This window comes from Gemmata sp., assembly GCF_051859125.1.
Taxonomy (GTDB): Bacteria; Planctomycetota; Planctomycetia; order Gemmatales; family Gemmataceae; genus Gemmata.
Window position 1 is genome coordinate 1 of record NZ_JBHYGG010000196.1, and the last position, 3,963, is coordinate 3,963.

General features: G+C 69.2%; 4 protein-coding genes. 2 read left to right on the plus strand and 2 right to left on the minus strand.

Annotated elements, in window-relative coordinates; all coding sequences use genetic code 11:
- The first annotated feature begins 149 nt into the window (after nt 1-149).
- Nucleotides 150-467, plus strand: a complete 318-nt coding sequence (locus ACTIGN_RS16890; RefSeq protein ID WP_439625899.1) for a hypothetical protein — start codon at nt 150-152, stop codon at nt 465-467.
- On the opposite strand, the gene ACTIGN_RS16895 is transcribed toward ACTIGN_RS16890, so the two are convergent.
- Entirely contained in the window at nt 427-795 is a 369-nt protein-coding gene (locus tag ACTIGN_RS16895) for a hypothetical protein (protein WP_439625901.1), read from the minus strand. The two genes, ACTIGN_RS16890 and ACTIGN_RS16895, sit on opposite strands and share 41 nt — an antisense overlap.
- A gap of 94 nt (nt 796-889) precedes the next feature.
- Here ACTIGN_RS16895 and xylA point away from each other — a divergent pair, with 94 nt between their 5' ends.
- Nucleotides 890-2,203 carry a xylose isomerase gene (gene xylA / locus ACTIGN_RS16900; protein WP_439625903.1) on the plus strand — a complete coding sequence of 438 codons (1,314 nt, stop codon included), beginning with the start codon at nt 890-892 and terminating at the stop codon, nt 2,201-2,203.
- Between the two features lie 444 nt (nt 2,204-2,647).
- On the opposite strand, the gene ACTIGN_RS16905 is transcribed toward xylA, so the two are convergent.
- Nucleotides 2,648-3,847, minus strand: coding sequence for a hypothetical protein (locus ACTIGN_RS16905; protein WP_439625905.1), 1,200 nt, complete (start codon nt 3,845-3,847; stop codon nt 2,648-2,650).
- Nucleotides 3,848-3,963: the final 116 nt, after the last annotated feature.

Genomic DNA, 3,963 nt, shown 5'->3' on the forward strand with positions numbered 1-3,963 from the left:
GGGACCAGGGGTTTGCCCGAAGCGGGCCGCACCCCTGGCTACCATCCGCCGCCCCGTCCGGGGCTACAAGCCTGCCGCGGCGGGTGCTGGGTCGTCGATCTGGTGCTCGGAAAGGAGTGATCGGGTACACTCGACGCGGGAGGTGCGCCATGAAAGTCGTCGTACAGATTCTGCCCGAGGCGCGTCACGAGTTGATCCGACTGCTCGAATCGCGGTGCCGAACGAAGGCGGCGGCCCTTGATGTGGGTACGGTGTACCTCGAAGACATCACCCAACAGTTCCACCAGCACCAGGGAATTCCCACCGGCGTGCGCCGAACCCGAGCGGCCGACGGGAACGAGCGCTGGTGGCGGTACGCGGACGGGATCTGGGTTGTGTACCACATGGCCGAGGTGCGGCGCTTGTTCGGCGGCACGGTGCGGACGATTACGGTTGTGCAGTTCGAGCCTGCTCTGCCTGTCCTCTGAGTTCGGAAATGACCTGCTCGATCGGGACGGCGGTGTGCAGGCGCGTCAGGCGGTCGGCCAATTCGCGCTCCCGCTCGGGAGAGAGTTTCGGGAGTTCCCGCTCGGCGATCTCGGCCGCTGCCTTGGGCGGAACGTAGTAACCGAACGGCTTCCCGTTCTCATCGTCCACCGGCAGCAGCCCGGCGTCCCCGTTCTCGGCCAGCGCCTCGCGGAGCAGGCTCAGGAACACCGCTTGCTTGTCCTCGGGTGGGAGCGCCTTGACGTACTCCACGGGTGAGGCGTGGACGCCGTTGGTGGCAGCGGGCGGGGTGGTGGTTGCGGCGCTCATGCTCGGCCTCCGTTTCGACACCCGCCATCCTACCCGAGCGGCCACCGAACCGCTACCCTCACAACACGGCCGCACTCCCTCCCAGGTGACCCCAATGAGCTTCTTCCCCGAAGTGGCGCAGATCAAGTACGAAGGCCCGGACAGCACCAACCCGCTCGCGTTCCGGCACTACAATCCGTCCGAGGTCGTCGACGGCAAGACGATGAAGGACCACCTCCGGTTCGGCGTCGCGTACTGGCACACGTTCCGCGGGATGGGCGGCGACCCGTTCGGCCCCGGGTGCGCCGTGCGGCCGTGGGAGGACGGCACCGACTCGCTCGACATGGCCCTCAAGCGGGTCGACGTCGCGTTCGAGTTCATGCAGAAGCTCGGCGTCCCGTTCTACTGCTTCCACGACCGCGACGTCGCCCCGGAGGGCAAGAACCTCGCCGAGAGCAACAAGAACCTCGACGCGGTCGTCAAGAAGCTCGGCCAGAAGCAGAAGGACACCGGCATCAACCTGCTCTGGGGCACCGCCAACCTGTTCAGCAACCCGCGGTTCGTCCACGGGGCCAGCACGAGCTGCAACGCCGACGTGTTCGCGTACGCCGGCGCGCAGGTGAAGAAGGCCATGGAGGCGACCAAGGAACTCGGCGGCGTGAACTACGTGTTTTGGGGCGGCCGCGAGGGGTACATGAACCTCTACAACACCGACCTGCGCCGCGAGTTCGACCACCTCGCCAAGTTCCTGCACCTCGCCGTCGAGTACAAGAAGAAGATCGGGTTCACCGGCCAGTTCCTCATCGAGCCGAAGCCCAAGGAGCCGACCAAGCACCAGTACGACAGCGACGCCGCCGCGTGCGTCGCGTTCCTCCGGACCTACGGGCTCGAGAAGGACTTCAAGCTCAACATCGAGACCAACCACGCCACGCTCGCCGGGCACTCGATGCACCACGAGCTGACCTACGCCAGCAGCTACGGCATGCTCGGCAGCATCGACGCCAACCGCGGCGACGAGCTCCTCGGCTGGGACACCGACCAGTTCCCCAACAACCTGTACGAGACCGCACAGGTGATGCTCGTGGTGCTCAACCAGGGCGGGCTCGGCAGCGGCGGGCTGAACTTCGACGCGAAGGTGCGCCGCGAGAGCTTCGAGCCGATCGACCTGTTCCACGCGCACATCGGCGGGATGGACGCCTTCGCCCACGGCCTGAAGATCGCCGCCGCGATCCGAAAGGACGGCGTGCTCAAGGACTTCGTCGCGCAGCGCTACGCCTCGTGGGACACCGGCATCGGCGCCGACATCGAGGCCGGCAAGGCGAAGTTCGACGAACTCGAAGCGTACATGCTCAAGAAGGGGGAGGCCGAGAAGAACACGTCCGGCCGGCAGGAGCTGCTGGAGAACGTCGTCAACCGCTACCTGCGGTGACGGAACGTCTGTGGGACCGATCGCGTGTCCGGCGCGCCTCGTACCGTGGACCCCCTCACCAGCAATGCAGGTGGGCGAGCATTGCGTTGCGCCAGCCACCCCCACCTCGCCCCCCGTCTGGGGGGAGAGGTCGCGGCGAGTCTGCGAGCCGCGGGTGAGGGGGGCCGGCGTGCGCCCTTCCCCGGCCGCGTCGACGCCCCCGGTAGAGTCTTCGCGTGGTGCCCCCTCACCCGCCGCCGTCAGAGCCCGGCGGCGACCTCTCCCCCCAGACGGGGGGCGAGGTGTTGCCCCCGCGCGAACGTCCGGCTTCGCGGTCGCACCAGCCTGCCCACCCCGCCCCGTTCCGACGGGGAGAGGTCGCCGCTCTTCGCGGCGGGTGAGGAGAGCCACGAACCGAGATGACCAGGGAGCGGCCGGACGTGTTGGGGCTCGCCGATCACCACGTCACGGCCGCGGGAACCCGAACCCGCCCCCCGCGAGGCCGAAGTCCTGCGCGAGCTGGACCGACCACGGGGCGGTGAACCCGCGGTTCTTGCGGATCAGCTTGGCGCGGTTCTTCTGGATCGCCTCCAGGTACTGGAGGATCGTCTCCTCGGTTCCGACGGCGGCCCCGAGCAGCGCGTCGCCGCGCAGCGCCTCGCCCCGCTCGACCTCGTGCGCCAGCGTCTGTTCGAGCTTCGAGACCGCGGCCCCGGCCGGCGGGTCCGCGACCAGCACCTCGTTCGCGAAGTACCGGGCCTGCACCTTCCCCGCCGCGTCCTTCGGCGCGTACACGAACAGCATCGGGTTGTTCTCCCGCAGCTTCGGCGTGCCACTCACCCAGCTCTTGAGCAGGTTCGACGACACCGAGGTCGGCCGGGCCGGGGACAACCAGACCGCGCCGGAGACGTCGCCGCCGCCGAGCTCGTTCGGCAGCCCGCCGGCGAGCGGCTGCGGGACGTACCGGTACGTCGGGAACGCGCCGGCCCCGAAGAACGCGAGCTGGTTCGGGGTCGGGGCGAACGCCGGCCGGTTCCACTCGGTCGCCAGCCACGCGATCCCGAGCGTCGCGGCCTCCCCGGCCCCGATCAGGTAGATCGAACTGGTGTTCAGGTCGCCCGCGTCGTTCTTCGTGTCCAGGTGGTGCCGGGCCGCGGCCAGGTCGAGGAGGTACGCCGGCGCGTACCGGGCCGGGACCACGAGGTCCTTGTACTCGATGTCGTTCTTGACCCGCTGGCGGGGGTTCGCGGGCGCGCCGCGGATCAGCCGGGCCGTGTGCCACGGGCCGGTGAACGGGTTCGGCGCGAACTGGTCGCCCGGCCCGGCGAGGTTCCAGAACCGGGCCGGGTCACTGATGGTCGTGCTCTTGCCGTGGCCCCGCCAGTCGAACTGGAACACGTTGTACCCGTTCTTCGCCAGCAGCGCCGCCAGCCCCTTCCAGTCCCCCTTGGCCATCGTGTTGTCCTTGCCCGGGGGGTACAGGAGCACCGCGACCGGGTCGGTCCCCGGGGCCTTGGCCGACTTCGTGAACATGCCGTGGAGCTGGACCCCGTCGGCCGTCAGGAACGTCTCCTCGACCGGGTCGGCGGCGCGGGCCGCGGGCGCGAGCACGAGGACGGCCAGCGAGCACGCGGCGAGCCGGGACGAGAAGGGTAGTGGAGACATGGGGCACCTCGGAGACGTGAGGGGAATCGAAACGGGCCGGTGGGGAACAGTGGAGGTGGTCGCCCCTCACCCGCCGCTCGAAGACTCGCGGCGACCTCTCCCCGTAGGAACGGGGC